Genomic DNA, 26261 nt, shown 5'->3' on the forward strand with positions numbered 1-26261 from the left:
GCACGACGAGGCGCCCGGCCGGACACGATGCAGGCATCCACTGTAGGCCCCGGCGACGCCCGCGGGCATGCGCGTCCGCGCCCAGCGGAACGGCCAGGCCGCCCGCGCCCGCGCCGCGCCCGTCGTGTGCACGGCTCGCGCCCGCCGTGTGCACGGCCCGCGCCCGCCGTGTGCACGGCCCGCGCCCGCCGCGGCACACGGCCCCGGTAGACTCGTCGCCCGTGACCGCGCATCCTCCTGCCCTCGTCCCGCCCGCAGCCGTGCTGTGGGACATGGACGGCACGATCATCGACACCGAGCCGATCTGGCAGCGCTCCCAGGTCGACCTGACGAACCGCTACGGCGCCGAGTGGACCCATGAGGACGGCCTGTCCCTGGTCGGTTCAGGCCTCGAGCGCTCCGGCGAGCTCCTGCGCGCCAAGGGCGTCGACATGGAGGTCGAGGAGATCATCCAGTGGATGACCGACTACGTGATGGAGCACCTGCGCGCAGGTGAGCTGCCGTGGCGCCCGGGTGCCCGCGAACTCGTCGAGGAGCTCCACGCCCGCGGCATCCCCACCGCGCTGGTGACGATGTCCCGCCGCAAGATGGCACTCGTCGCCGCCGAGGCACTGGGCGAGCGCGGGTTCCGTGTCGTCGTGGCCGGTGACGACGTCGACCGTCCGAAGCCGTACCCGGACGCCTACCTCTCCGCCGCCGCCCAGCTCGGCGTCGAGCCGACCGCGTGCGTCGCGATCGAGGACTCCGCCACCGGCGTCGCCTCGGCCGTCGCCTCCGGCGCCGTCACGGTCGCCGTGGAGCACATCGTCCCGCTCTCCGAGATCGCCGGCGGTGACGTGCACCTGACCACCCTGTCGGGTGTCGACGTCGACCGCCTGGTCGAGTTGACGGGGCCGGCGCTGGCCGCGCGCGCTGCCGTGACGGGAGGCCCGGCTCCTGACCCGGCGCACGCTGCGGACACCGAGGGAGTCACCCGATGAGCCACACCGACGACCCGACAGCGGCCCTGCCGCACACCGCCGGTGGCGCACCGCACACGCCGCCGCGTGGCCCGTTCCGGGCCGGCGACCGCGTGCAGCTCACCGGCCCGAAGGGCAAGCTCACGACGCTGTCCCTCGAGACCGCCGGCGAGTACCACACGCACCGCGGGGTGCTCCGGCACGACGACGTCATCGGCCAGCCCGACGGCTCGGTGATCCGGGCCAGCACGGGCGACGAGTACCTCGCGCTCCGTCCGCTGCTCAACGACTACGTGATGTCGATGCCGCGTGGTGCCGCCATCGTCTACCCGAAGGACGCCGCCCAGATCGTGGCGTTCGCGGACGTCTTCCCGGGCGCCCGGGTGGTCGAGGCCGGCGTCGGTTCCGGTGCCCTCTCCCTGTTCCTGCTGCGGGCGATCGGTCCGACGGGGCAGCTGCAGTCCTTCGAGCGTCGCGAGGAGTTCGCCGCGATCGCACAGGGCAACGTCGGCACGTTCCTCGGCGCCGTCCCGGACAACTGGTCGGTGACCGTCGGCGACCTGGTCGAGGAGCTGCCCGGCGCCGTCGACGAGCAGAGTGTCGACCGCGTGGTCCTCGACATGCTCGCGCCGTGGGAGTGCGTCGATGCCGCAGCCGACGCCCTCGTGCCCGGCGGGCTCATCGTCTGCTACGTCGCGACCGTCACCCAGCTGTCCCGCACGGCCGAGGCCCTGCGCGACACCGGCCGCTTCACCGACCCGATGCCGAGCGAGACCCTGGTGCGCACCTGGCACGTCGAGGGGCTCGCCGTCCGACCGGACCACCGCATGGTCGGGCACACCGGGTTCCTGATCACGGCCCGTCGTCTCGCCGACGGCACCGTCCTGCCGAACCTGAAGCGCCGCGCGGGCAAGGTCGAGTTCTCCGACGAGGACATCGAGGCCTGGACCCCCGGCGCCGTGGGCGAGCGCGCGACGAGCGACAAGAAGCTCCGCAAGGTCGCACGGCAGTCGGCGGCGCAGGCCCGCAAGGTCGCCGCTGCCGAGGCCGGGTCCGCAGCCGCCGCCGCCGAGGGGTCCGAACCCGTCAGCGACGCGTCCGAGCCGACCGACGGCGAACGGTAGGCTGACGGTCGTGCCCGTCCTGCATCGAACGGAAAGAGGGTCCGTGCGCACCATCCCCGCACTCCTGGTCACCATCGGTCTCGTGGCGTCGCTCACGGCGTGCGCCTCGAACGGCGCCGGCACCACACCCTCGAGCTGCGCCGCACCCGGTGCGGCGTCCGAAGCGGTGACCGCCACCGGCGCGTTCGGCAAGGAGCCGAAGGTGTCGATCCCGAGCGGACTCACCACGAAGGGCACGCAGGTCTCCGTCCTGGAGCAGGGCGACGGCCGCACGATCGACGACGGCACCCCCGTCCTGATCGAGTACACGCTCGTCGACGGCGCCACCGGCGAGGTCGCGCAGACCAGCGGGTACTCCGGGCAGACGGCTCCGATCACCGCCGGTGCGAGCAACTACGGCGCCCTCGGCGAGTCGCTCGAGTGCGCGCAGGTCGGCGACCGCCTGGCCGTCGCGCTGCCGAAGAGCGCCCTGAGCAGCTCGGACACCAGCGCGACCACCGACAGCGGCTCGTCGACGAAGACCGAGGACGCCGTCATCGCCGTCATCGACGTCAAGCGGGCCTTCGACGCCCGCGCGACCGGCACTCCGCAGCTCGCCGGCGACAAGATGCCCGCCGTCGTGCTCGCACCGTCCGGTGCACCCGGCATCACGATCCCGTCGTGGAACGCGCCGAAGTCGAACGAGACGCACCTGCTCCGCAAGGGGTCCGGTCGCGTGCTCACCGCCAAGGACACCGCGGTCATCAAGTACACCGCCGTGACGTGGGGCGCTGACCCGTCCGTGGCCGGCTCCAGCTGGACCGACGGCTCGGGTGCGCAGACCGTGCCGCTCACCAAGGGGCAGGTCGACGAGGGCGTTCGCAACGCCATCGTCGGGCACCACGTCGGCGACCAGGTCCTGGCCGTCGTGAACCAGCAGGGCACCGCCTACGCGTACGTCATCGACGTGCTCGGAGCGATGTCGAGCTGACGCTTCCACACCGTCCACCGACCGCGGCGCGGGTGCACTCCGGTGCACCCGCGCTGCCGTAGGATCGCCTCGTGCCAGCGACCCGTGTGCCCCGTGTGCCCGCAGAGGAGCGGCTGTTCAGCCTCGTGCTCGCGCTGCTCTCGACGGAGTCCGGGCTGACCAAGGCGGAGATCCTGACCAACGTGCAGGGCTACCGCCAGCGGTTCACGCCGGGTGGGGACAACGCCTCGCTCGAGCGGCAGTTCGAGCGAGACAAGGACGACGTCCGCGAGCTCGGCATCCCGCTCGAGACCATCGAGACGCCGGGTGCCGCCGGCAACAACCAGACGCTGCGCTACCGGATCCCGAAGGGCGAGTACGACCTGCCCGTCGATGTCCGCTTCACCCCGGACGAGTCCGCCCTGCTGTCGCTGGCCGCCATGGCCTGGCGCGAAGGCGCCCTGTCCGCTGACTCACGTCGCGGGCTGTTGAAGGTGCGGTCCGCGGGCTCGGAGGACGACGACGGCGCACTCCAGCTCGGCGTCGACGCGTACGCCCCGCGACTCCGGGCCCGCGACGCAGCGTTCGAGCCGCTCCGCTCCGCCCTCGACCGCGGTGCCGCCGTCCGGTTCGACTACATCACCCCGGGCCAGCACGAGGCCCGTCGTCGCGAGGTCGCCCCGCTCGCCCTCGTGCAGCACGGCGGCCGCTGGATGCTCGCCGCACACGAGTTCGCCACGGACTCGGACAAGAACTACCTGCTCTCACGCATCGTCGGACCGGTCACGCAGTACGACGTCGGGCAGCACACCGCCCCGGTGGGCGCGGGGGAGCGCACGCTCGCCGAGCTCGAACGGATCTGGTCCGCCCGCACGGCGCGCATCGCGGTGACCCCCGGCTCCGACGCCGAGCGGCGGCTCGCCCGCCGTCGTGACACCGAGACCGACGCCGACGGCGCACTCGTGCTGCACCACGTCGACCCGCAGATCCTGGCCGAGGAACTCGCGGCGTTCGGACCCGAGGTCCGGGTGCTCGAGCCGGAGGACCTGCGGCTGCGCGTCGTCGAGCGGCTCCGTGCGCTCGTGCGCGACCACAGCGACGGAGAGGAGTCCGCCCGTGGCTGACGCCCAGCCCCTGCAGGCGCAGGACAAGCTCGCGTTCCTGCTCGCCCTGGTGCCGTACCTGATCGACCGCGAGCGCGTCTCCGTGGCCGAGGCCGCGCGCCACTTCGGCGTCCCCGAGGCCCGCATCCGCCGCGCCGTCGAGCTCATCGCGGTGTCGGGGGTCCCCGGCGAGACGATGCAGTACCAGCACGGCGACCTGTTCGACATCGCCTGGGACGACTTCGACCAGAACGAGATGATCGTCCTGACGAACCTCGTCGCGATCGACGACTCGCCCCGGCTGTCCGCACGAGAAGCTTCTGCGCTCATCGCCGGGCTGCAGTACCTCTCCGCGCTGCCCGAGGCCGCTGATCGCGACGCCATCCGAGCACTCATGGCGAAGCTGTCGCGCGGTGCCGGCGGTGCCGCGTCGACGGTCGCGGTCGGGCAGGACCTGCACGACGTCGCCCTGGCAACGATCCGTCGTGCGATGGCCGGCGGCCGCGGGTTGTCCTTCGAGTACGCCGGTCCGCGCACCCAGGGCGGCACCCGCCGGGTCGACCCGCTCCGCGTCGAGTCGATCGACACCGACTGGTACCTCCGCGCCTGGGACCTCGACCGGCAGGCGCTCCGGACCTTCCGCCTCGACCGGATGTCCGGTGCACGCGTCGACGACCGTGCGGTGGAGAAGTCGGCGGACCAGGTGGTGATCCCGGACACGCTGTTCCAGCAGTCGGCAGAGGACGTCATCGTCACCGTCGAACTCGACTCGTCGTCGCTGCCGCTCGTGGCCGACTTCCTCGCCGACACCGCGGACGCCCCTGACGCCGAGGCGCGCGTGCGCATCCGGCTCGCGGCGTCGAACGGCTTCGACGGGGTGGTCCGGCTCGTCGCTGGGCTGCCCGGCCGTGCCGTGGTGCTCGACCCGCCAGCGGCGCGGGACGCGGTGCGGGACTTCGCGGCCGCCGCCCTCGCCGCCGGCTGACGTCGCAACCCCGCCGCCGACCGCTCCTGCATGTGCGTTCGCACGGAGCGCGCCGAACTGTCGGTCCCCACCCCGTAGGATCGACCCATGGCTTCGACGACCGCGCGCGGGCGAGCGAGGCGGCAAGGGCGCCGTGACAACGACGCCGAAGGCCGCATGTCGCTCGGGCAGCACCTCATCGAGCTGCGCAACCGCCTGTTCCGCGCAGTGATCGCCGTGGTCATCGCCGCGGTCGGTGGATGGTTCCTGACCCCGTTCGTGCTGGACTCGCTCCGGGCACCGGTGGCCGAGCTCGCCAAGGTCGGCGGGCACACGGCCGAGCTGAACTTCCCGATGATCACGGGTGCGTTCGACCTCAAGCTGCAGATCGCGATCACGATCGGCATCGTGATCGCCAGCCCGGTCTGGCTCTACCAGATCTGGGCGTTCATCGTGCCCGCCCTGGTGCGGCGCGAGAAGCAGTACGTGTGGGGCTTCCTCGGCACCGCGATCCCGCTGTTCTTCGCCGGGTGCTACTTCGGGTGGTACATCCTGCCCCACGTGGTCGGCATCCTCGGCAGCTTCGTGTCGAGCCAGGACACCTCGATCGTCGACGCGAAGGCGTACTACGACTTCGTCATCAAGCTCATCGTCGCGGTCGGCATCGCGTTCGTGCTGCCGGTCTTCATCGTGCTGCTGAACTTCGTCGGCGTCCTGTCGGCGGCGGCGATCATCAAGTCCTGGCGCATCGCGATCCTGTGCATCCTGGTCTTCTGCGCGATCGTCACGCCGAGCGCCGACGTCATCTCGATGTTCCTGCTGGCCGTCCCGATGGTGGTGCTCTACATCGCCGCGTGCGTCGTGGCCTGGTTCCACGACCGCAGGGTGGCGAAGAAGCAGGCCAAGCTCGACGAAGAGTACGGCCTGTGACGGGCGCGGACCTCAGCGCGGCCGAGCGGTTCGCCGCCGCCAAGGTCCGGAACCGCTCCCGCAACCTGGAGCTGTTCCGCGCCGACCTGCGTTTCGACCTCGACCCGTTCCAGTTCGCCGCCTGCGACGCGCTCGACCAGGGCCGCAGCGTCCTCGTGGCCGCGCCGACCGGTGCCGGCAAGACGATCGTGGCCGAGTTCGCGATCTGGCTGGCGATGCGGCAGCCGACGGCGAAGGTGTTCTACACGACGCCGATGAAGGCGCTGAGCAACCAGAAGTACGCCGAGCTGGTCGAGGTCTACGGCGAGTCCGAGGTGGGCCTGCTCACCGGTGACACGAACGTGAACCCGCGGGCGCGGGTCGTCGTGATGACGACCGAGGTCCTGCGGAACATGATCTACGCCGATTCCGACCTGCTCGACGACCTGGCCTGGGTCGTCCTCGACGAGGTCCACTACCTGGCCGACCGGTTCCGCGGTGCGGTGTGGGAAGAAGTGATCCTGCACCTGCCGACCGAGGTCCGGCTGGTGTCCCTCAGTGCCACGGTCTCCAACGCGGAGGAGTTCGGCGACTGGCTGCAGGCCGTCCGCGGGGACACCGACGTCATCGTGTCGGAAGACCGCCCGGTCCCGCTCGAGCAGCACGTCCTGGTCGGTTCGAAGATGGTCGACCTGTTCGACTCGAGCGGTGCGGCGGCGACGAACCGCGTCAACCCGGAACTGCTCCGCATGGTCGGTGGAGCCTCGCGTAGCGAACGGCACGGCGGCGGCCACCGTGGCGGACGAGGGCGTGGGGGATACCACGACCGCCGTGGGCCGCGTACCGAGAAACTGCACCGCGAACGCATCGCGCACATGCTCGACGAGCGGATGCTGCTGCCCGCGATCTTCTTCGTGTTCAGCCGCGCCGGGTGTGACCAGGGCGTCCGGAACGTCCTGCGCTCCGGCCTGTCGCTCACCACGGTCCCGGAGCGCAACGAGATCCGCGAGACCGCGGAGTACCACTGCCGCACCCTGCCGGACGAGGACCTCGCCGTCCTCGGCTACTGGGAGTTCCTCGAGGGCCTGGAGCGCGGTGTCGCCGCGCACCACGCCGGCATGCTCCCCGCGTTCAAGGAGGTGGTCGAGAACCTCTTCCAGCGCAAGCTGCTCAAGGTCGTGTTCGCCACCGAGACCCTGGCGCTCGGTGTGAACATGCCCGCGCGCACGGTGGTGCTCGAGAAGCTCGAGAAGTTCAACGGCGAGGCCCGTGTCCCGATCACCCCGGGGGAGTACACCCAGCTCACCGGGCGTGCCGGGCGCCGTGGCATCGACGTCGAGGGGCACTCGGTCATCCAGTGGACCGACGGTCTCGACCCCCAGGCCGTCGCCTCGCTCGCCAGCCGACGCACCTACCCGCTGAACTCGTCCTTCAAGCCGACGTACAACATGGCCGTCAACCTGATCGACCAGTTCGGGCGGCAGCGCACGCGTGAGGTCCTCGAGACCTCGTTCGCGCAGTTCCAGGCCGACCGGTCCGTGGTCGACCTTGCCCGCAAGGTCCGCTCGCAGCAGGAGTCCCTCGAGGGCTACCGCGAGGCCATGCAGTGCCACCTCGGCGACTTCACCGAGTACTCGACGCTCCGCCGCGAGCTCTCCGACCTCGAGCGCACGAACGTGCCCGGTGGACGCGAGGCCTCGCACGGCGCGCGGCAGGAACGGCAGGCCGCGATCACGGCGGTCCGCCGCCAGATGCAGCGGCACCCCTGCCACGCCTGCCCCGACCGCGAGGCGCACGCTCGATGGGCGGAGCGTTGGTGGAAGCTCAAGCGCGTCAACGACAAGCTGCTCCAGCAGATCCGGTCCCGCACCGGTGCCGTGGCGACCACGTTCGACCGGGTCACCGACGTGCTCCTGCAGCTCGGCTACCTCGTCGACGCCGGCAACGGCGAGGCCACCGTGGCCGCTGGCGGCCGCCGACTGCAGCGCATCTACGGTGACCGCGACCTGCTCGTCGCCGAGTGCCTCGAGGCGGGTGTCTGGAAGGACCTCACCCCGGCGCAGCTCGCCGCGATGGCCGCCACGATCATCTACCAGCCCCGCCGCGACGATGCCCCCGGCACCGAGCACGCGTTGCCGCGCGGCGCGTTCCGTCCGGCGCTCGACGAGACCCTGACGATCTGGTCGCGCCTCGACGACATCGAGCGCGACGCCCGTCTGGCCGGTTCGGTGCCGCCCACCCCGGCGATGGCGGTCGGCATGTTCCGCTGGGCCTCCGGCTCGGCCCTCGACGACGTCCTCCGCACCCTCGACCTGCCCGCCGGCGACTTCGTCCGCTGGTCGAAGCAGGTCATCGACCTGCTCGACCAGATCCGGAACGCCGGTGACGACGACCTCGCCCAGACCGCCCGACGTGCGACCGACGCGGTGCGCCGCGGCATCGTCGCCTACGCCGCGGTCTGACAGGAGGCACGGTGCGGGTTCCGGAGACCGGTGTGCGCGGGGTGCCCGCGCGCGTGGGCCGCGGTGCGGTCGCGGACGGCCCGTTCGCGGCGCTCCCGCTGGGCAGCGCGCTGCCCCTGGCCGTCATCGGCGGGCTGCTCTTCGCGCTCGCGTTCCCGTCGCCCGGTTGGTGGTTCCTGGCCTTCCCGGCGCTCGCGTGCATGCTGCTCGCCGCGATGGGCCAGCGTGCCCGCAGGGCCGCGTGGCTCGGCTACGTGGCCGGTGCCGCGTTCTGGATCCCGGCCATCTCGTGGGCTGGGCGCTACCTGGGGCCCGTCCCGTGGTTCGCACTGGCGTTGTTGGAGGCGGCGTTCTTCGCCCTCGGCAGCGTCGCGATCGCCCTCGCGTACCGCTGGGTCGCGCGCGTGGTGCCCTCGACCGCCGGACGCGTGTGGGGCCTCCCGGCCGTGGTCGCCGCACTGTGGACCGGACGCGAGTGGTTCTCGGGGAGCTGGCCGTACGGCGGTTTCGCCTGGGGGCGCGTCGGCCTGTCGCAGTCGCAGGGGCCGTTCACCCACCTCGCCGCGTACGTCGGCGTCCTCGGGGTGACGTTCGTGGTCGTCTACTGCGTCGCGGTGGTCGTGTCGCTCGCCCTCGTGTCCCCGCGGGTGCCGGGCGCGACCCTGCGGCTGCCGGTCCGGGTCGCGACGGCCGGGTTGCTCGTCGCCGCCGTGCTGGCGGTGCCGGCCTGGCCGACCGCGACCTCCGGCACCATCCGGATCGAGTCGGTGCAGGGCAACGGGCCGGCCGGGTACTTCGACCGTGCGGCGCCGGGCGAGGTCCTGGCGGCGCAGGTCGCGGCGACCGACGTCGAGGCGAAGGGCGTCGACCTCGTCGTCTGGCCCGAGGCCTCCGCCGAGTTCGACCCGCGCCAGCAGCCCGTGATCGCGTCGTCGCTCGACGCCGTCGTCGACTCGGTCGGTGCGCCGCTGGTCGCTGGAGCCATCACACAGACGCCGTCCGGGGTGCTGCACAACACGTCGTTCGTGTGGACCGCCGACGGCTGGCAGTCGTCCTACGACAAGAAGCGCCCGGTGCCCTTCGGCGAGTACGTGCCGGACCGGTGGTTCTTCTCGAAGCTCGCGCCGTCCCTGATCGGCCTGCTGCAGCGTGACTACACGCCGGGCACGAAGCCGAACGTCCTGCCGGTGGCGGGGATCAACGCGGGCATCGCGATCTGCTTCGACATCGTCGACGACGGGCTGGCCCGCGACATGGTGCGCGGGGGAGCGCAGGTGATCCTCGCGCAGACGAACAACGCGGACTTCTCCGGCACCGACGAGAACCTGCAGCAGCTCGAGATCGCACGGATGCGGGCGATCGAGACCGGTCGGTCCCTCGTCAACATCTCGACCGTCGGCGCCTCGCAGGTCATCGACCCGTCCGGACGCACCATCGACCGGGTCCCCGAGTACACCGCGACCTCGATGGTGACCGACGTGCCGCTCGGTACCTCGACGACCCCGGCGTCGCTCGCTTCGGGGTCGATCGCGTTGTTCCTGTCGCTCGGCGGACTCCTCGTGCTGCTCGCCTGCGCACCGTGGGGACGTCGCAAGCGCTCCTGATCCGCCGCCGCGTCCCTGTGCGTCCGAGACCGTGATCCTGTGCATCGGGGCCACGCACTGGGAACGGACTGTGAATGCGCCCAGTCGGGAACGACGGGGCGTGGGACAGTGTTGTGGAGGGCAGACGAGCGAGAGGAGCACACACATGGCTGATCGGAGTCTCCGCGGCATGCGGCTCGGGAGTCAGAGCCTCCAGAGCGAAGAGGGCGTCGAGCTCTCGGACCGCAAGCGCGCGGTCTACCAGACGGATTCGGGGGAGACCTTCGACATCGTCTTCTCCGCTGACGCAGACGTGCCCCAGACCTGGTCGGAGCCACGCTCCGGCCGCGAAGGCCGCCTGCTCGGTGACGACGGCATCCCCGTCGAGGTCGCAGCAGAGGACGTCAAGGCGCCCCGTACCCACTGGGACATGCTGCTCGAGCGTCGCTCGCGCGAGGAACTCGAGGAGCTCCTCGAAGAGCGCCTGCAGGTCCTCCGTGCACGACGCGGTGCCTGACACCACCACCTGACGAACGACGATGCCCGCCCCGGTTCCCCGGGGCGGGCATCGTCGTTCGTGGTGGTGCGGGTCAGCGTCGGCCGGAGCCGTCGCTGGTGCGGTGCCCCGACGCTTCGTCGTTCGGGTGCTGCGCGGCGTCGGCCTGCGGAGCCGGTGCGTCGTCGACCTTCTCGGCGGTCGCGTCGTCGGCGGCTGCGAGGTGCGCGTCGACGCTCCGGTTCGACTCGGCCAGTCGTGCGTCGAGGTCGGACTCGGGGACGATGTCCGCGGCGGTCGCGTCCGCACGCGGCATGGTCGTGCCGGCGGACCCGGCAGCGGCGGTGTTCGCCAGGCTCTCGTTCGCGAGCTTGGAGATGCGGGAGAGGAAGTCCCCGCCCGAACCGGCGCCGGCGACCGGGCCGCTGCCGCTCCGTCCGCCGGAGAAGCCCTTCGCGATGCCGGACAGCGCCTCGGTGAACTCGCTCGGGATCATCCAGAGCTTGTTCGCGGTGCCCTCGGCGATCTTCGGGAGCATCTGCAGGTACTGGTACGAGAGCAGCTTGTCGTCGGGGTCACCGGTGTGGATGGCCTCGAAGACCGTGGCGATGGCGGAGGCTTCACCCTCGGCGCGGAGCACCTGGGCCTTGGCGTCACCCTCGGCCGCGAGGATGGCGGCCTGCCGCTGCCCCTCGGCCTCGAGGATCTGCGACTGCTTGGTGCCCTCGGCCTGCAGGATCGCGGCACGACGGCTCCGCTCGGCACGCAGCTGCTGCTCCATGGCGTCCTGGATGGACACGGGCGGCTCGATCGCCTTGAGCTCGACACGGCCGACGCGGATGCCCCACTTGCCGGTCGCTTCGTCGAGCACGACGCGGAGCTGACCGTTGATGTTGTCGCGGCTGGTCAGGGCCTCTTCGAGGTTGAGGCCACCGACGACGTTGCGGAGCGTGGTGGTGGTGAGCTGCTCGACGGCGCCGAGGTAGTTCGCGATCTCGTAGGTCGCCGCGCGGGCGTCGGTGACCTGGAAGTACACGACGGTGTCGATGGAGACCACGAGGTTGTCCTCGGTGATCACCGGCTGCGGCGGGAACGACACGACCTGCTCACGCATGTCGAGCAGGGGCCGCAGGCGGTCGATGAACGGCACGAGCAGGTTCAGGCCCGGCGAGAGGGTCTTGTGGTACTTGCCGAGGCGTTCCACGATGCCCGCGGTGGCCTGCGGGACGATGCGGATCGCCTTGGCCAGGACGACGATCACGAAGATGACGACGACGAGGATCAGGACGAGCAGTGCGATCGTCCCGGGTGTGATGGTCACGAGGTGGCCCTTTCTGCGAGGCGCACGACCGCGGTCGACCCCTCGATCGACTCGACGACCACGGGGGTGCCGAGTGGCGGTGTGCGGTCGATGGCGCCCACGGCGAACCGTGCGCTCCAGGTCTCGCCGTTGGCCAGGCGGACCTGGCCGGGAGCAGATGATGTGAACGCGACGGCGACGGTACCGGGGAGCCCGATGAGCCCCTCGATGTTCGTGCGGTGCGGGTCGGCGCCTCGGCCGAGCATGAGCAGCAGGCGCGGTCGCACGAGCGACAGCAGCACGAGCGCGAGCACGGCGGAGATGATGGCGGACAGCCACCACGGGGCGCCGAGCAGGGCAGCGATCAACCCACCGGCGGCTCCGGCCGCGAGCATGATGAAGATGAAGTCGAGGGTGAAGATCTCGACCACTCCCAGCAGCAACACGAGTCCGATCCAGACGATGGTCTGGATCCAATCGATTCCGTTCACGCGATCTCCCTCCCTCGGTCGCGCGCCGTGGCTCGCAGCGTCGCGACGGCCGGTACAACTCCGTTCAACATATCAGGAGGGTCGGTCGGCCGTGCAGGCGATTGGTAGGCTCGGTGCGGCCGACCGGCCGGAACACGACCTGGAGAACACGACTGTGAGCAACCCCCTCGCCCCCGGATCCCTCACCGACACGCGCGCCGTCGTCACCGGCTCGTCGCGCGGCATCGGCGCCGACACCGTCGGGTACCTGGCCGAGGCCGGCGCCAAGGTCGTCGTGAACTACCGCAACAAGGCCAAGCGCGCCGAGCAGATCGCCGAGAAGGTCGTCGCAGCCGGTGGCTCCGCCCTGGCGATCGGCGCCGACCTGACCGACCACGAGTCGGTGCAGGCGCTCGTCGACACCGTCGTGCAGGAGTGGGGCGGCATCGACCTGCTCGTCCTGAACGCCTCGGGCGGCATGGAGTCCGGCCTCGGCGAGGACTACGCGCTCCGCCTGAACCGCGACGCGCAGGTCGACATGCTCCAGACCGCCGTGCCGCACATGCCCGCCGGGTCGCGCGTCGTGTTCGTCACGAGCCACCAGGCCCATTTCGTCGAGACCGCCGAGACGATGGACGAGTACGTCCCGGTCGCCAAGAGCAAGCGCGCCGGCGAGCTCGCCCTCCGTGAGCTCATCCCGCAGCTCGAGGCCGCGGGCATCGAGTTCGTCGTCGTCTCCGGCGACATGATCGAGGGCACGATCACCGCGACCCTGCTGAACCGCCTGAACCCCGGCGCGATCGAGGGCCGCCGGCAAGAGGTCGGCAAGCTCTACAGCGTGTCGGAGTTCGCCGCCGAGATCGCCCTCGCCGCGATCGAGCCGATCCCCGCCGACCACACCAAGCTCGTCGGCGACGTCAGCGGCTTCGTCGGCTAGCGTCGGGCGGGTGACTGCCAAGCCCGGCCTGCGCCGAACCTCCCGCATCATCCTGCTCGACCCCGAGGGTCGCGTGTTCCTGATGGACACGAACTCGCCGTCGTCGGACGGTGCACACCGGTGGATCACGCCGGGTGGCGGGGTCGACCCCGGCGAGGACCACCGCGACGCGGCGATCCGCGAGCTGCGCGAGGAGACCGGCATCGTCATCGACGACCCGGGCGAGCCCGTCTGGTCCTGGGACTTCACCGTCGAGTGGGACCTCGCCGACCACGACCGCGGTCACAGCGAGTTCTACGTCGTGCGCACCCCGGGCTTCGAGTTGTCGGACGCCGAGTGGACGGACGACGAGCGGGTCGACATCCTCGCGTCGCGCTGGTGGACCGCCGACGAGCTCGAAGCCACCGATGAACCGTTCGAACCGGCGGAGCTGCCGGAGCTGGTGCGTCGGTTCGCCGTGAGCTGACCCGGCCGCCGCCTGACCCGGCCGTCGTCTGACCCGGCCGTCGTCTGCACGGTGCCGGGTCCGTCGGTCGGTGCGGGGTCGGTGGCGTGGTGCGCGCTTGTGGCGCTGCACGGTGCGTGGAACCGCGCACGGGGTGAGAAGGTGCGCACGGTGCTGACGGGAGGCACGGTGCGGGCGTGACCCGTGCCTCCCGTCCGGTGGTGGGGTGCGTCCACCGCACGGTGCCGGGTCCGTCGGTCGGTGCGGGGTTGGTGGCGTGGTGCGCGCTTGTGGCGCTGCACGGTGCGTGGAACCGCGCACGGGGTGAGAAGGTGCGCACGGTGCTGACGGGAGGCGCGGTGCGGGCGTGACCCGTGCCTCCTGTCCGGTGGTGGGTTGCGTCCACCGCACGGTGCCGGGTTGTCTTGTCGGTGTCGGTACCCGTCGGTACGCTGATCGACATGCATACCAGTTCCGGCGACGACGGCGTTCCGAGCCGGAGCGTGCACGCCGCTGACGGCCACGACCGGATCCGCGTGCGCGGTGCCCGCGCCAACAACCTGCAGGGGATCGACGTCGACCTGCCGAAGCGTCGACTCACGGTGTTCACCGGTGTGTCCGGGTCCGGCAAGAGCTCGCTCGTGTTCGGCACCGTCGCCGCCGAGTCGCAGCGGATGATCAACGAGACGTACAGCGCCTTCGTGCAGGGCTTCATGCCGTCGCTCGCACGACCCGACGTCGACCTGCTCGACGGCCTGACCACCGCGATCGTCGTCGACCAGGAGCGCATCGGCGCCGACCCGCGGTCGACCGTCGGCACCGCCACCGATGCGAACGCGATGCTGCGCGTGCTCTTCAGCCGTCTGGGCGACCCGCGCGTGGGTGGTCCGAACGCATTCTCGTTCAACCTGGCGACGGTCACCGCCGGGGGAGCGATCACCGTGCAGAAGGGCAAGGACGCCAAGGCCGAGAAGGTCTCGTTCACCCGGCTCGGTGGCATGTGCGCCGACTGCGAGGGGCGCGGACTCGTCAACGACATCGACCTGACGCAGCTGTTCGACGACTCGAAGGCGCTCGGCGACGGGGCGATCACGATCCCCGGCTACGGCACCGACGGGTGGAACGTCCGGATGTACGCGGAGTCCGGGTACTTCGACAAGGACACCCCGATCCGCGACTTCACCGAGCAGGAACGCGCCGACTTCCTCTACCGCGAGCCCACGAAGCAGAAGATCGCCGGCATCAACATGACGTACGAGGGGCTCGTCCCCCGGGTGCGCCGCTCGATGCTGCAGAAGGACCGCGAGGCGATGCAGCCGCACATCCGCGCCTTCGTCGACCGTGCGGTGACCTTCACGACGTGCCCGGCGTGCGGTGGCACCCGGTTGAACGACATCGCCCGCTCGTCGAAGATCGCGGGCCGGAGCATCGCCGACGTCTGCGCGATGCAGATCACCGACGTCGTCCCGTGGCTGCGGGCCATCGACGACCCCGGCGTCGCGCCGCTGCTCGACGGCCTCCGCGACCTGCTCGAGTCGTTCGTCGAGATCGGTCTCGGCTACCTCTCGCTCGACCGCCCGACCGGCACGCTGTCCGGGGGAGAGGGGCAGCGGGTCAAGATGGTGAAGCACCTCGGGTCGTCCCTCAGCGACGTCACGTACGTCTTCGACGAGCCGAGCACCGGGTTGCACCCGCACGACATCGAGCGGATGAACGGCCTGCTGCTGCGGCTGCGCGACAAGGGCAACACCGTCCTCGTGGTCGAGCACAAGCCCGAGGTGATCGCGATCGCCGACCACGTCGTCGACCTCGGCCCGGGCGCCGGCTCCGGCGGCGGGACGCTCTGCTACCAGGGTCCGGTGCAGGGGCTGCGGGGGAGCGGGACCATCACCGGTCAGCACCTCGACGACCGCGTCTCGGTGAAGACCGCCGTCCGCCGGTGCGACGGGGCGATCGCGATCCGCGGTGCGTCGGCACACAACCTGCACGACGTCGACGTGGACGTCCCCACCGGGGTGCTCACCGTCGTGACGGGCGTCGCCGGGTCCGGCAAGAGCACGCTGATCCACGGTTCGCTCGCGCATCGCGAGGGTGTCGTGGCCATCGACCAGAGCGGGATCCGCGGCTCCCGACGCAGCAACCCGGCGACCTACACCGGGCTGCTCGAACCCATCCGCAAGGCGTTCGCGAGGGCCAACGGCGTGAAGCCCGCGCTGTTCAGCGCGAACTCCGAGGGCGCGTGCCCCGCGTGCAACGGCGCCGGTGTCGTCTACACCGACCTCGGGATGATGGCGGGCATCGCCACCCCGTGCGTGGAGTGCGACGGCAAACGGTTCGACCAGTCGGTGCTCGGGTACCAGCTCGGCGGCAAGGACATCAGCCAGGTCCTGGGCATGTCCGTCGCCGAGGCCGTGGCGTTCTTCGCCGACGGTCCTGCCGCGCTGCCTGCTGCGCACACGATCCTGGCGCGCCTGGCCGACGTCGGACTCGGTTACCTGACCATCGGGCAGCCGCTCACGACGCTGTCGGGCGGAGAACGGCAGCGCCTCAAGCTCGCGACGCACCTCGGCGAGCCGGGCGGCATCGTCGTGCTCGACGAACCGACCACCGGACTGCACCTGGCGGACGTCGCCCAGCTGCTCGGGCTGCTCGACCGCTTGGTGGACTCGGGCAAGACCGTCGTGGTGATCGAGCACCACCAGGCCGTGATGGCGCACGCCGACTGGATCATCGACCTCGGGCCCGGCGCGGGGCACGACGGCGGCCGGATCGTGTTCGAGGGCACGCCCGCCGACCTCGTCGCAGCCCGCTCGACACTGACCGGCCAGCACCTGGCGACCTACGTCGGCGCCTGAAGCAGGGGACAGGTTCGTGCACGGAACCTGAACGTTGCCGGTGCGATTCGGATAGCGTTTGATCGACGCTCACGATCGGCTACCCGGCCTGGATCGGCGTCCTGATCGAAGGAGCTCTCATGTCCAACCCCGGCAACGCGCCCGCTCAGTCCAACACCTTCGGTGTCGTCTCCCTGGTGCTCGGCATCGTCGGCGTCGTCGGTGGCATCTTCATCGCCCTGATCGGCATCATCGCCGGCATCATCGGGCTCGTGCTCGGCATCCTGGCGCGCAAGCGCGGGGGCAGCCGCGGCACCGTCCTCGCCGGCATCATCCTGTCGGCCGTCGCGATCGTCATCGGTATCGTCGGCTACATCCTGACGGCGGTCATCCTCACCCAGTCGTGATGGAGCCCGTTCGCGGGCGCATTCGGTGCGTCCGCGGGCGTGCATCGTGAGCAGAAGAGGTCGAGTCCGTCATCCGGACTCGACCTCTTCTGCTCACTCGACGGCTTCGCGTCCGGTCCGGTCACCGGCGGTTCGCCCTTCGACAAGGAACCCGGTGAAGGCAGCGCGCACACGGTCGAGATCGGGCTCGAGCCCGGTGATGTGTCGGAGGCTCGCGACCGCTTGCCCGACGGCCATCCAGCCACCGTCGACCACCCGGCATCCGGCCGCACGTGCCGACCGGACGAGCGGCGTCTCGAGCGGGAAGTAGACGGCGTCGGAGACCCAGGCGCCTCGGGGGAGCAGCGCGGGGTCGAAGGCCTGTCGCGGGTCGTCGTTCATGCCGAGCGGTGTCGCGTTGACGGCTCCGTCCGCCGTCGCGAGCACCTCGGCGGCATCGGTCATCTCCAGGACACGGGCGTCGACGGGGGAGTCGATGGGTGGCTCGAGCGTCGCGACGAGGGCCTCCGCGCGGCCGACGTCCGCATCGACGACGTCGAGCCGCCGGGCACCGAGTCCGACGAGCGCGTGGGCGATCGCCGAGCCCGCACCACCGGCACCGAACTGCACGACGTGCTGCCCGGCGACCGAGCCGAGACCGCGTTCCACGGCGATCCGGAAGCCGGTCTCGTCGGTGTTGTACCCGATGCGGCGGCCGTCGCGGAACAGCACGAGGTTGACCGCACCGATCCGGGCAGCCCGTGGGTCGAGCGCATCGAGCAACGGGACGACGGCCTGCTTGCAGGGGTGCGTGACGTTGACCGCGCGGTACCCCTCGGCCTCGGCGGTGGCGAGCAACTCCGGCAGATCGGCCGCAGTCCGGCCCACCACGTCGAGGTCGAGCAGACGGTACTCGTAGTCGAGTCCGAGCAGCCGGCCTTCCGCCTCGTGCATCAGGGGAGTCAGCGACCGCTGCAGTCCGGCGCCGATCAGCCCGACGAGCGTGTGCGGCATCGTTCCTCCCGTGGCGTCGACCGGCCATCCGACAGTAGCGCGCCGTGCACGGAGTCCCGATGCGTCCTCAGCGCGTTCGGCGTACCGTCCGGCGCATGAGCTACAGCCAGCCAGACCCAGCCGAAGAGACCACCCAGAGCGAGACACCGGAGCAGCCGGACACCGACCAGGAGAACCTGGAGGAACAGGGCGGTGAACCGGCGGCGCTCGAGATCGACGCCGACGACGTCCCGACGAAGCCCGTCGACTAACGCTGTCGCCCGGCGATGTGCTTCGTGAGCAGGAAAGGTCGGGTCCGAGAGTGGGACCCGACCTTTTCTGCTCACGAAACGCTCTGGTGCCGCTCGTACCTGTGCGCCGATAATGCATATTATGTCAACTCGGATCCGGACAGGGGCTCCCCGTGCGTGAACTCGTCCTGAAGATGTCGATGTCGTTGGACGGCTTCGTGGCCGCTCCCCGAGCTGAGTCGGACTGGATGTTCCGCGGCGGGAGTCCGGACTCGATGGCCTGGGTGCTCGACGTCGTCGCTGGTGCGGGCGTGCACGCCTTCGGCCGCAAGACCTTCGAGTCCATCTCAGGTTTCTGGCCGACGGCACCCGGGCCGATCGCCGAACCGATGAACCGGATCCCCAAGGTCGTCTTCACCACGCAGCGAGACTTCGATCCGCGAACACTGGCAGTCACCGACCCCGAGTCCCCCGCGGCGGCGACCTGGACGGGTGCACGCGTCGCCGCCGGACCGCTCGAAGCCGAGGTGACGGCGCTGAAGCAGGAGTCGGGTGGGTACGTCCTCGCGCAGGGCGGGACGGAGTTCGGTCGCAGCCTGGTCCGGGCCGGTCTGGTCGATGAGTACCGGCTGGCAGTCCTGCCTGTTGCGCTCGGGTCAGGCGATGGCGTGTTCGCCGCTCTGACGGGCGAGCTGGATCTCGAACTGATCAGTTCTCGAGCCTTCGCAGGCGGCGTGCTCGGGCTGGTCTACCGACCGAAGCGCTGAGCAGTTCAGACGGCGACGTCGTCTGAGCGTCGAGCCGCTCGGACACTGACGGGGTCTCGTGCGTAGCGTCTCCACCATGAGCCTCAGCGATGCCCAGATCGGCCGGAACCTCCGGGGCGTCCGCGAACGACTGGCCGGCTCTGATCAGGACGACCTGGCGTTCCGGATGCGGCTGCGCGGCTGGCACTGGGACGCCGCGACCGTGGAGTCGGTCGAGGACGGCGCACGTCCCCTGCTCCGGTCCGAAGCCGAGGACCTCGTGGGGGTCCTCGGGTACTCGGACGCTTTCCTGACGGCCGAGAGCGACGCCGAGCACGAGGCGGACATCGCTGATCAGATGGTCCAGCGAGCCGAGGGGCACCTGCGGCAGGCGACGAAGTGGTGGCACGAGGTCGCGGACCGCTACCGGGTGTCGGGGTTGACTCCCCCGACCGACATCGACTCCGTGGTCGCGGAGGCGCATCGTGCCCACCAGGCCCCTGACGCTGCGCTGGGGGTCCCGACGATCGAAGATCGCACCACGTTGGCGGACTGGGCGAACCGACCGGAACGGCCCGTACACCCGCTCGACGCGATCGAGGTCGGCGTGCCGTGGACGGACGAGCAGATCGCGATGCAGCTCGACCACGCTCTGCGCGAGGCATCGGACGCCGTCCGGTACGCCACCGTGCAGCTGCTCCGCGTCAGCGCAGACGCCTAGGAGACCGCGGCGGTCAGAAGACGGCGACGGTCATCCCGGTCGACGTGGCGGGACGGTCCATGGCGACGATCGCCCCGGGCAGATCGTCGAAACCGATCGTCCGACCGATCGAGTCGTCCGGACGCAGTCGCCCGGTGACGACGTCGGCGAGCATCGCCGCGTACTCCCCCACGGAGATCCCGTGGCTGCCGAGCAGTTCGAGCTCGTCAGCGATGACGCGGCCCATCGGGATCACCGGCTCGGCCTCGTCGTCGAGCAGCAGGCCGACCTGCACGTGGCGTCCCCGAGGGCGCAGGGAGGCGACCGCTGCGACGGAGGTCGCTCGGCTGCCGAACGCGTCGATCGAGACGTGCGCGCCGCCGTCGGTGCGAGCGCGGACTGCGGCGACGGCTCCGTCGTCCATCGGCACGGTGACGGCACCGAGTGCCGCGGCACGTTCGAGCGCCGCCGACGAGACGTCCACCGCGACGACCTGTGCGCCCGCCGCGACCGCGACGATGATCGTCGACAGGCCGACGCCGCCGCAGCCGAACACGACCACCCACTCCCCTGCTGCGACCCGACCTCGGGCGTGCAGGGCGTGGTACGCCGTCCCGAACCGGCACCCGAGTGCTGCGGCCTCGGCGAAGCCCACGGCGTCCGGGAGCGCGACCACGTTGACGTCGGCGTGCGGGATGACGACCGACTCGGCGTGGGAACCGGGCAGCGTGAACCCGGGTTGCTGCTGGCGCGTGCACACCTGGGTGGCGCCGTCGACGCACTCCGGGCACGTCCCGCAGGCGAACACGAAGGGTGCGGTCACCCGGTCACCGACCGACACCCGGGTCACCGCGTCCCCGACGGACGTGACGACACCGGCGAACTCGTGCCCGGGGACGTGCGGCAGCGAGACGGAGTCGTCGTGCCCCTTCCAGGCGTGCCAGTCACTGCGGCACACCCCGGTGGCCGCGACCCGGACGACGACACCGCGGTCCGGTGCCACCGGATCGGGCAGGTCGACGATCGACGGGGCGGATCCGAACTGGTCGTACTGGACTGCGCGCATCCCGCCATCGTCCCAGACGGTGGTGCCGCGTTGTCCACAGGCGACGGATTGGCCGTTGCCCGCCGATGGCGACCGCCGGTTCACTGGTCCCATGGACGAACCGACCGCACTGCACTTCTCCGCCGACCCCGCCGACCTCGACGTCGACCGCGTGCACCGCTGGCTCAGCGAGCAGTCGTACTGGGCACGGGGTCGCAGTCGTGCCACCCAGGACGCGATCATCGCCGGGTCCCGGAACTTCGGCATCTACGACAGCGCGACGGGTGCGCAGCTCGGGTACGCCAGGGTGATCACCGACGGGGTGACGTTCGGCTGGCTGGCCGACGTGTTCGTCGATCCGGACGCTCGTGGCCGTGGTGTCGGCATCGCCCTCGTGCAGGGCGTGACCGAGGCGATCGAGCAACTCGGGTTGAAGCGGTTCGCCCTGTTCACCGCGGATGCGCAGGCACTGTACGAGCGGTTCGGGTTCCGTCCGCTCCCCGACCCGGAAGGCTGGATGATGCGCCCCGGGCCGGGGTTCGGCGCCGACGTGCACGACTGAACCGGACGCCGTGACCTCAGTACTCGATGCGGCCGTCCCGGTTGTGGAACTCTCCCGTGGGCCCGTCCGGCCCGACGGTGGCGAGCGCGACGGTCGCGTCCGTGCCCTCGGTGATCGTCTGGTGCCCGCCGAACCCGTTGAACTCGGTGGCGGTGTACCCGGGGTCGCTGACGTTGACGCGGAACCCCGGCAGGTTCTTCGCGTACTGCACGGTCAACGCGATCACCGCGGCCTTCGACGCGGCGTAGGGCACCGCCGGCACCGCGTACTCGTCGTGGCCCGGGGTCGTCAACCACCGGGCGAACCCGACGCCCGAGGCGACGTTCACGATGACGGGGTGGTCGGACGCCCGCAGGAGCGGGAGCGCCGCCTGCGTGACCCGGACGATGCCGGTGACGTTGGTGTCGAGCACGGCGGACATGGCCGCGGCGTCGAGGTCGTCGACGCCGAACGACGTCCCGAGGATGCCGGCGTTGTTCACGAGCACGTCGAGGACGGGGATGGTCGCGATCGCGGCGTCGATGCTGTCCTGGTCGGTCACGTCGAGCTGGACGACCTCGGCGCCGAGGGCGCGTGCTTCGTCGCCCGTGGCGGGGTCGCGCATGCCGGCGTACACGGTGTGGCCCGCGTCGACCAGGCGGCGGACGGTCTCGAGCCCCAGGCTGCGGTTGGCTCCGGTGATGAGTGTCGTTGTCATGCCCCCACTCTCCGCCCGAGCGGCTGACTCCCCCAGGCACCGTGCGACGGTGGGACCAGCAGTACCAGGACGGACAGGAGGCGCGGGGCCAGGATGGTGGGCATGAGCGAGTTCGCGAGTGTGTTGCGTTCCTGGCGCGACCGCGTCCGTCCCGAAGAGGTCGGCCTGCCGGCCGGGCCCGGCCGACGCACGCCGGGTCTCCGACGCGAGGAACTCGCCGCGCTCGCCGGGGTGAGCGTCGACTACGTCGTCCGCCTCGAGCAGGGCCGCGCGCTGAACCCCTCACCGCAGCTCCTCGGCGCCCTCGCCACGGCGCTCCGGCTCACCACGGCCGAGCGCGACCACCTGTGCCGGGTCGCCGGCGTCGCTCCCCCGTCGCTCCAGGTCGTCCCGCGGCACATCACCCCCGGGGTGCAGCGGCTCGTCGACCGCCTCGGCGACGTCCCGATCGCGGTGTTCACGGCGACGCACGACATCGTGCTGTGGAACGACCTGTGGGCTGCGTTGAACGGTGACCCGTCCCGGGCGGTCGGGATCGAGCGCAACCTGGTGTGGCGGCACTTCATGCACGCCCACGACGGTGTCGAGTGGGACGACGAGCACCAGGAGGAGTTCTCGAGCGACCTCGCAGCGGACCTCCGGCAGGCATCCGGCCGCTACCCCGCCGACCGCGACCTGGCCGAGCTCGTCGCGCGGCTCCGCCGGGAGTCACCCGAGTTCGAACGCCGCTGGGACACCGGTCGCATCGCCGAGCACCGGGCGAGCCGCAAGCAGGTGCACACGCCCGTCGGCCCGATCGAGATCGACTGCGACGTGTTGACGGTGCCGGGCGGCGACCTGCGGATCGTCGTCTACACCGCGGTTCCCGGAACCGAGGACGCCGCCAAGCTCGACCTGCTGCGCGTCACCGGCCTCCAGCAGTTCACGACGGCGCCGTGACCGCGATGGGCGAGCACGACCGCTGACGTCCGGACGGCGGCTGGTCCCCTGGCTAGTGGTCCGAACGAACGACTGCCGGAGCGGTCCACGCTCGGCTCAGGACGGCGTCGTCCGGTTCGTACATCCGGAGGATCGGGCGGAAGTCCCCGGCGGGGCTCGGGAGCCAGTTGGCGTCCGGGTCCGCTGGCCGCTCGTGGCTGATCGTGATCGTGAGTGCGCCGTCCGGGTCGCGGACGATGCCGGGTGTCCGGTCGCCGACCGAGTAGCGGTCGATGGGGTTCGTGACGAGGTAGAAGTCGGGCATGGAGTACATGGTCAGCGACCAGAACCCGCCGACGGGAGGGGTCGGATCGAGACGGAGCGTGTAGGTCCGGGAACCCGTGAGCTGCTCACCCTGGTCGTCGACATACGTCATGATGTACGCCGCCTCGTACGCGTGGTTGCCCCACAGACCACCGAGTGCCGCTGCGGCACGTTCGACGATGCGCAGTTCCGGATCGGTGATCGTGAATCGGTCGTCGTCGAGCGCACCCACCTCGAAGAAGTCGAGGTTGTAGTCGAAGGCGTGCAGGGTGAGCTTCCAGCCGTTCACCTGCGGGCTCGCACCCGAGGTGAGCGCGTGCTCGAGCGCCGCTCGTCCGGCGTCGAGACCGGCGGCGAGCCTCTCGTGCGCGGTGGTGGACAGGTCGAGGTACGGGCTGGTCGGCGCGGTGGTGCCGGCGGGAGCCAGCGACCGCTGCAGTTCGCGGTCGCGTGCCGCGGGCGGGAACTGCTGGGACCAGACGCGGAACTGCTCGAGGAAGACCAGGTCCTCGGGAACGGCTGGGTCCGGTTCGGCGAGGCCGATCGGACGGGCAGCGGTGTCAGCGTCGTCGCGTCCTGGAGCGCGTGCACGGCGGGCAGGTCGTCGTCGCTGCTCACCGCCCAGCGGCCGACGATGGACGCCACCGTCGTCGGGAAGTGGATGACGGTCGTGCCCGACGGTGCGGAGTCGTCCCACGTCGGCGGCACGAGGACGAACTCTGCCGCATGGGTGCCGGTCGCACGGTGGCCGACGTAGGCGAAGTTGTCCGTCCACGCGGACACGAACTGCAGCACGTAGTACCGCCCCGCCGTGTCGGGCACGCGCAACCGGACCGGTCCGACGCTGAGGTCGATCTGGGCCATCGTACAACGTGTCGTTGTTGATGGTGACGAACGTGTCGTCCGGCCCGGCGAGGGTACGGGCGTGTCCGAAGGAGTTCCACGGTGCCGCAGGAACCGCACCGACACCGGTCTCGACGTACCGCGCGACCTGCGCGAGGTTGAACACCAGCGGGAAGCCGTACAGGTACGCCTTCGTCAGGAGTGCTCGGTCGGCATCGCTGCTCACTGCTGTGTCGGTCATGCAGCGATCCCACCCCGAACCGCCGCCAGTGGCTTCACCCCGAACGGGTGAGCAGGCTGCGATGCGACTTCCGGCATCCCCCTGATCAGAGCTCGTGCCTCACTGCGACGAGCTCGGGCTCAGCGCTTCCTCGTCCGCCGCGACGTCCTTCTGCACGGCGAACTGGGTCCGGTGCAACTCCTCGTACCGTCCGCCGACGGCCAGCAGTTCCTCGTGGGTCCCACGCTCGACGATCGAGCCGTCCTCGACCACCAAGATCAGGTCCGCGCTGCGGATGGTCGACAACCGGTGGGCGATCACCATCGCCGTCCGCCCTTCGAGTGCCTCGCTGAGGGCAGCCTGCACGGCCGCCTCGGACGTCGAGTCCAGCGCGGCGGTGGCCTCGTCGAGGATGACGACGCGCGGCTGGGCGAGCAGGAGCCTGGCGATGGTCATCCGCTGGCGCTCGCCGCCGGACAGCCGGTAGCCGCGCTCGCCGACCATGGTGTCCAGCTGGTCCGGCAGGGAGCGGATGAGCGGTTCGAGCCGCGCGCGCCGGACGGCGTCCCACACTTCGTCCTCGGTCGCCTCGGGCCGTGCGAGGCGCAGGTTGGAGCGGATGGTCTCGTGGAACAGGTGGCCGTCCTGCGTCACCATCCCCATGGTGTGTCGCATGGAGGCGAACGTGACGTCGCGGACGTCCGACCCGGCGAGTCGTACGGCGCCGCTGTCGACGTCGTACAGGCGGGAGAGCAGCTGCGCGATCGTGGACTTGCCGGCCCCGGAGGTGCCGACGAGGGCGACGGTCTGCCCCGGCTCGATCCGGAACGAGACACCGTGCAACACCTCGTCACCGCCGCGGGTGTCCAGCGTGGAGACCTCCTCGAGCGAGGCGAGGGAGACCTTGTCCGCAGCGGGGTAGGCGAAGCGGACGTCGTCGAACTCGACCGCCACCGGGCCGTCCGGGACGGTGCCGGCGTCGGGCTTCTCCTGGATGAGTGGTTCGAGGTCGAGGACCTCGAAGACGCGCTCGAAGCTGACCACCGCGCTCATGATCTCCACCCGGGCGTTCGCGAGGCTGGTCAGCGGCGCGTACAGGCGGGTGAGCAGGAGGGCCAGCGTCACCACATCGCCCGTGTTCAGCTGGCCACCGAGTGCGAGGGCGCCGCCGACCCCGTAGACGAGCGCGAGGGCGAGCGCGGAGACCAGGGTGAGGGCGGTCACGAAGACGAACTGCAGCAGGGCACTCCGCACCCCGATGTCGCGGACCCGGGCGGCGCGGACGCGGAACTCCTCCGCTTCCTCGTCGGGCCGGCCGAACAGCTTCACGAGGGTGGCACCGGGCGCGGAGAAGCGCTCGGTCATCTGCGTGCTCATGGCGGCGTTGTGGTCGGCGGCCTCGCGACGCAGCGCGGCGAGGCGGCTGCCCATGCGCCGCGCGGGGACGAGGAAGATCGGGAGCATGACGATCGCCAGGACCGTCACGAGCCAGGACGTGCTGAGCATGACGGTCAGGGTGAGGATCAGCGCCACGAGGTTCGTGACGACGCCGGACAGCGTGCCGCTGAAGGCCTGCTGCGCGCCGATCACGTCGTTGTTGAGGCGGCTGACGAGGGCACCCGTGCGTGTGCGGGTGAAGAAGGCGATCGGCATCTTCTGCACGTGGTTGAAGACGGCGGTCCGGAGGTCCAGGATCACGCCTTCGCCGATGCGTGCGGAGAACCAGCGCGTGGCGAGCGACACGCCTGCGTCGCCCACGGCGACCAGGGCGATGACGACCGCGAGCCAGGTGATCGTGCCGAGCGCGCCCCGGGCGACGATGACGTCGACCACCCGGCCGGCGAGCACCGGTGTCGCGACCGCGAGGACGGCGCCCACGACGGAGAGGACGATGAAGACCACCAGCTTGGCCCGGTAGGGCACTGCGAACGTCATGATCCGCCGCACGGACGCGCGCGAGATGCCGTGCTTGCCGTCCTTGGCGGTCGAGATCTTGTACAGCGAGCTCCAGGCCACGCCTTCCATGCTCATGGCAGTCAGG

At 70.9% G+C, this 26261-nt stretch carries 26 protein-coding genes; 18 read left to right on the top strand and 8 right to left on the bottom strand.

All coding sequences use genetic code 11. The features are described 5' to 3' along the window. Positions 1 to 221 precede the first annotated feature (221 nt). The 9 genes from GVL05_RS03485 (at position 222) to GVL05_RS03525 (ending at position 10570) form a co-directional block, all read left to right on the top strand. The gene (locus GVL05_RS03485) at positions 222 to 980 is read left to right on the top strand and encodes an HAD family phosphatase (RefSeq protein ID WP_235035824.1); all 759 of its coding nucleotides are present in this window, start codon (positions 222 to 224) and stop codon (positions 978 to 980) included. Then, a complete protein-coding gene (locus tag GVL05_RS03490) occupies positions 977 to 2083 on the top strand; it encodes a tRNA (adenine-N1)-methyltransferase (RefSeq protein WP_235035825.1) in 1107 nt (368 codons plus the stop codon). The genes GVL05_RS03485 and GVL05_RS03490 overlap by 4 nt, the downstream gene beginning before the upstream one ends. Before the next feature lie 43 nt (positions 2084 to 2126). Beyond that, positions 2127 to 3053, top strand: coding sequence for a hypothetical protein (locus tag GVL05_RS03495; RefSeq protein WP_131920149.1), 927 nt, complete (start codon positions 2127 to 2129; stop codon positions 3051 to 3053). Positions 3054 to 3124: 71 nt separating this feature from the next. Further along, the gene (locus tag GVL05_RS03500; RefSeq protein ID WP_111084001.1) at positions 3125 to 4156 is read left to right on the top strand and encodes a YafY family protein; all 1032 of its coding nucleotides are present in this window, start codon (positions 3125 to 3127) and stop codon (positions 4154 to 4156) included. Continuing rightward, the gene (locus GVL05_RS03505) at positions 4149 to 5120 is read left to right on the top strand and encodes a YafY family protein (RefSeq protein WP_123937905.1); all 972 of its coding nucleotides are present in this window, start codon (positions 4149 to 4151) and stop codon (positions 5118 to 5120) included. Before GVL05_RS03500 ends, GVL05_RS03505 begins: the two co-directional genes overlap by 8 nt. 156 nt (positions 5121 to 5276) lie before the next feature. Continuing rightward, the gene (gene tatC / locus GVL05_RS03510; protein ID WP_111084003.1) at positions 5277 to 6029 is read left to right on the top strand and encodes a twin-arginine translocase subunit TatC; all 753 of its coding nucleotides are present in this window, start codon (positions 5277 to 5279) and stop codon (positions 6027 to 6029) included. Then, the gene (locus GVL05_RS03515) at positions 6026 to 8470 is read left to right on the top strand and encodes an RNA helicase (protein WP_123339651.1); all 2445 of its coding nucleotides are present in this window, start codon (positions 6026 to 6028) and stop codon (positions 8468 to 8470) included. Before tatC ends, GVL05_RS03515 begins: the two co-directional genes overlap by 4 nt. 11 nt (positions 8471 to 8481) lie before the next feature. Then, positions 8482 to 10074 carry an apolipoprotein N-acyltransferase gene (gene lnt, locus GVL05_RS03520; protein ID WP_235035826.1) on the top strand — a complete coding sequence of 531 codons (1593 nt, stop codon included), beginning with the start codon at positions 8482 to 8484 and terminating at the stop codon, positions 10072 to 10074. A 145-nt stretch (positions 10075 to 10219) separates the two neighbouring features. Beyond that, entirely contained in the window at positions 10220 to 10570 is a 351-nt protein-coding gene (locus GVL05_RS03525) for an RNA polymerase-binding protein RbpA (protein ID WP_111084006.1), read from the top strand. Positions 10571 to 10643: 73 nt separating this feature from the next. Here GVL05_RS03525 and GVL05_RS03530 read toward each other — a convergent pair whose 3' ends face one another. Both GVL05_RS03530 and GVL05_RS03535 read right to left on the bottom strand, forming a co-directional pair. Continuing rightward, the gene (locus tag GVL05_RS03530; protein WP_123339650.1) at positions 10644 to 11870 is read right to left on the bottom strand and encodes an SPFH domain-containing protein; all 1227 of its coding nucleotides are present in this window, start codon (positions 11868 to 11870) and stop codon (positions 10644 to 10646) included. After that, a complete protein-coding gene (locus GVL05_RS03535) occupies positions 11867 to 12340 on the bottom strand; it encodes an NfeD family protein (RefSeq protein ID WP_235035827.1) in 474 nt (157 codons plus the stop codon). Before GVL05_RS03535 ends, GVL05_RS03530 begins: the two co-directional genes overlap by 4 nt. Before the next feature lie 154 nt (positions 12341 to 12494). On the opposite strand from GVL05_RS03535, the gene GVL05_RS03540 reads away from it, so the two are divergent. The 4 genes from GVL05_RS03540 (at position 12495) to GVL05_RS03555 (ending at position 16942) form a co-directional block, all read left to right on the top strand. Continuing rightward, positions 12495 to 13256, top strand: coding sequence for an SDR family oxidoreductase (locus GVL05_RS03540; RefSeq protein WP_111084008.1), 762 nt, complete (start codon positions 12495 to 12497; stop codon positions 13254 to 13256). A gap of 10 nt (positions 13257 to 13266) precedes the next feature. Continuing rightward, entirely contained in the window at positions 13267 to 13722 is a 456-nt protein-coding gene (locus GVL05_RS03545; protein ID WP_159571342.1) for an NUDIX hydrolase, read from the top strand. Between the two features lie 440 nt (positions 13723 to 14162). Beyond that, positions 14163 to 16556 carry an excinuclease ABC subunit UvrA gene (locus GVL05_RS03550; protein ID WP_159571345.1) on the top strand — a complete coding sequence of 798 codons (2394 nt, stop codon included), beginning with the start codon at positions 14163 to 14165 and terminating at the stop codon, positions 16554 to 16556. A 119-nt stretch (positions 16557 to 16675) separates the two neighbouring features. Beyond that, positions 16676 to 16942: a hypothetical protein gene (locus GVL05_RS03555; protein ID WP_123294405.1), complete on the top strand. Its 267-nt coding sequence runs from the start codon at positions 16676 to 16678 to the stop codon at positions 16940 to 16942. Positions 16943 to 17035: 93 nt separating this feature from the next. On the opposite strand, the gene GVL05_RS03560 is transcribed toward GVL05_RS03555, so the two are convergent. Beyond that, a complete protein-coding gene (locus tag GVL05_RS03560) occupies positions 17036 to 17935 on the bottom strand; it encodes a shikimate dehydrogenase (RefSeq protein WP_159571348.1) in 900 nt (299 codons plus the stop codon). A gap of 95 nt (positions 17936 to 18030) precedes the next feature. Here GVL05_RS03560 and GVL05_RS03565 point away from each other — a divergent pair, with 95 nt between their 5' ends. The 3 genes from GVL05_RS03565 to GVL05_RS03575 all read left to right on the top strand — a co-directional run bounded on the left by GVL05_RS03565 (position 18031) and on the right by GVL05_RS03575 (position 19632). Further along, complete coding sequence (locus tag GVL05_RS03565) at positions 18031 to 18186, top strand: hypothetical protein (protein ID WP_159571359.1); 156 nt, start codon at positions 18031 to 18033, stop codon at positions 18184 to 18186. Between the two features lie 152 nt (positions 18187 to 18338). Next, entirely contained in the window at positions 18339 to 18932 is a 594-nt protein-coding gene (locus GVL05_RS03570; RefSeq protein ID WP_159571362.1) for a dihydrofolate reductase family protein, read from the top strand. A 76-nt stretch (positions 18933 to 19008) separates the two neighbouring features. After that, positions 19009 to 19632, top strand: coding sequence for a hypothetical protein (locus tag GVL05_RS03575; RefSeq protein WP_131920160.1), 624 nt, complete (start codon positions 19009 to 19011; stop codon positions 19630 to 19632). Positions 19633 to 19645: 13 nt separating this feature from the next. On the opposite strand, the gene GVL05_RS03580 is transcribed toward GVL05_RS03575, so the two are convergent. Beyond that, positions 19646 to 20677 (bottom strand): alcohol dehydrogenase catalytic domain-containing protein, encoded by a 1032-nt coding sequence (locus tag GVL05_RS03580; protein ID WP_159571365.1) that lies wholly within the window; start codon positions 20675 to 20677, stop codon positions 19646 to 19648. 91 nt (positions 20678 to 20768) lie between these two features. Between GVL05_RS03580 and GVL05_RS03585 the strand changes: the two genes are divergently transcribed. Then, a complete protein-coding gene (locus GVL05_RS03585) occupies positions 20769 to 21218 on the top strand; it encodes a GNAT family N-acetyltransferase (RefSeq protein WP_159571367.1) in 450 nt (149 codons plus the stop codon). A 16-nt stretch (positions 21219 to 21234) separates the two neighbouring features. Here the strand turns inward: GVL05_RS03585 and GVL05_RS03590 are convergent, their stop codons facing one another. Further along, positions 21235 to 21915: an SDR family NAD(P)-dependent oxidoreductase gene (locus tag GVL05_RS03590; protein ID WP_159571370.1), complete on the bottom strand. Its 681-nt coding sequence runs from the start codon at positions 21913 to 21915 to the stop codon at positions 21235 to 21237. Positions 21916 to 22017: 102 nt separating this feature from the next. Between GVL05_RS03590 and GVL05_RS03595 the strand changes: the two genes are divergently transcribed. Beyond that, positions 22018 to 22854, top strand: a complete 837-nt coding sequence (locus tag GVL05_RS03595) for a helix-turn-helix domain-containing protein (RefSeq protein WP_159571373.1) — start codon at positions 22018 to 22020, stop codon at positions 22852 to 22854. Between the two features lie 52 nt (positions 22855 to 22906). Here the strand turns inward: GVL05_RS03595 and GVL05_RS20085 are convergent, their stop codons facing one another. From GVL05_RS20085 to GVL05_RS03605, 3 genes are all read right to left on the bottom strand, one after another. Further along, positions 22907 to 23446 carry a DUF1214 domain-containing protein gene (locus GVL05_RS20085; RefSeq protein ID WP_268839260.1) on the bottom strand — a complete coding sequence of 180 codons (540 nt, stop codon included), beginning with the start codon at positions 23444 to 23446 and terminating at the stop codon, positions 22907 to 22909. After that, positions 23443 to 24021, bottom strand: a complete 579-nt coding sequence (locus GVL05_RS20090) for a DUF1254 domain-containing protein (RefSeq protein ID WP_235035828.1) — start codon at positions 24019 to 24021, stop codon at positions 23443 to 23445. The genes GVL05_RS20085 and GVL05_RS20090 overlap by 4 nt, the downstream gene beginning before the upstream one ends. A 319-nt stretch (positions 24022 to 24340) precedes the next feature. Further along, entirely contained in the window at positions 24341 to 26251 is a 1911-nt protein-coding gene (locus GVL05_RS03605) for an ABC transporter ATP-binding protein (protein WP_159571376.1), read from the bottom strand. Between the last annotated feature and the right edge of the window lie 10 nt (positions 26252 to 26261).

This window comes from Curtobacterium sp. 18060 (genome assembly GCF_902706105.1).
In the GTDB taxonomy this organism is placed as follows: domain Bacteria; phylum Actinomycetota; class Actinomycetes; order Actinomycetales; family Microbacteriaceae; genus Curtobacterium.

Excerpts from the sequence above, each read along its gene's own strand:
- GVL05_RS03490 (WP_235035825.1), top strand. The coding sequence starts at position 977 with ATGAGCCACACCGACGACCCGACAGCGGCCCTGCCGCACACCGCCGGT.
- tatC (WP_111084003.1), top strand. The coding sequence starts at position 5,277 with ATGTCGCTCGGGCAGCACCTCATCGAGCTGCGCAACCGCCTGTTCCGC.
- GVL05_RS03525 (WP_111084006.1), top strand. The coding sequence starts at position 10,220 with ATGGCTGATCGGAGTCTCCGCGGCATGCGGCTCGGGAGTCAGAGCCTC.
- GVL05_RS03550 (WP_159571345.1), top strand. The coding sequence starts at position 14,163 with ATGCATACCAGTTCCGGCGACGACGGCGTTCCGAGCCGGAGCGTGCAC.
- GVL05_RS03555 (WP_123294405.1), top strand. The coding sequence starts at position 16,676 with ATGTCCAACCCCGGCAACGCGCCCGCTCAGTCCAACACCTTCGGTGTC.
- GVL05_RS03560 (WP_159571348.1), bottom strand. The coding sequence starts at position 17,935 with ATGCCGCACACGCTCGTCGGGCTGATCGGCGCCGGACTGCAGCGGTCG.
- GVL05_RS03565 (WP_159571359.1), top strand. The coding sequence starts at position 18,031 with ATGAGCTACAGCCAGCCAGACCCAGCCGAAGAGACCACCCAGAGCGAG.
- GVL05_RS03575 (WP_131920160.1), top strand. The coding sequence starts at position 19,009 with ATGAGCCTCAGCGATGCCCAGATCGGCCGGAACCTCCGGGGCGTCCGC.
- GVL05_RS03580 (WP_159571365.1), bottom strand. The coding sequence starts at position 20,677 with ATGCGCGCAGTCCAGTACGACCAGTTCGGATCCGCCCCGTCGATCGTC.
- GVL05_RS03585 (WP_159571367.1), top strand. The coding sequence starts at position 20,769 with ATGGACGAACCGACCGCACTGCACTTCTCCGCCGACCCCGCCGACCTC.
- GVL05_RS03590 (WP_159571370.1), bottom strand. The coding sequence starts at position 21,915 with ATGACAACGACACTCATCACCGGAGCCAACCGCAGCCTGGGGCTCGAG.
- GVL05_RS03595 (WP_159571373.1), top strand. The coding sequence starts at position 22,018 with ATGAGCGAGTTCGCGAGTGTGTTGCGTTCCTGGCGCGACCGCGTCCGT.
- GVL05_RS20090 (WP_235035828.1), bottom strand. The coding sequence starts at position 24,021 with ATGGCCCAGATCGACCTCAGCGTCGGACCGGTCCGGTTGCGCGTGCCC.
- GVL05_RS03605 (WP_159571376.1), bottom strand. The coding sequence starts at position 26,251 with ATGAGCATGGAAGGCGTGGCCTGGAGCTCGCTGTACAAGATCTCGACC.